At 63.5% G+C, this 422-nt stretch carries 1 protein-coding gene; it reads right to left on the reverse strand.

Annotated elements, in window-relative coordinates; translation table 11 throughout:
- Positions 1-422 (reverse strand): ATP-binding cassette domain-containing protein (locus tag HWX22_RS31695; protein ID WP_175917038.1); only part of this gene is annotated, 422 nt, incomplete at both ends.

Genomic DNA, 422 nt, shown 5'->3' on the forward strand with positions numbered 1-422 from the left:
TTGATCGCCTCGTCGATGTCGTGGCTGACCATGATCACGGTCTTCTTCAACTGCCGCTGCATCTGGAGGAACTCGTTCTGGATCGACTCGCGATTGATCGGGTCGACCGCGCCGAACGGCTCGTCCATCAGCAGCACCGGCGGATCGGCCGCCAGCGCGCGCACCACGCCGATGCGCTGCTGCTGGCCGCCCGACAGCTCGCGCGGATAGCGCTTCAGGTAGAGCTTCGGGTCCAGCGCGACCATCGACATCAGCTCGGTGGCGCGCTCCTTGCAGCGCTTCTTGTCCCAGCCCAGCAGGCGCGGCACCACCGTGATGTTCTCCTCGATGGTCATGTTCGGGAACAGGCCGATCTGCTGGATCAAATCGACGATCTGGCGATGTATGTTGACCTCGTCGAGCGCGTTGGTGTCCTCACCGTC

The organism is Burkholderia sp. BCC1638 (genome assembly GCF_902833195.1).
Classification (GTDB): Bacteria; Pseudomonadota; Gammaproteobacteria; order Burkholderiales; family Burkholderiaceae; genus Burkholderia; species Burkholderia diffusa.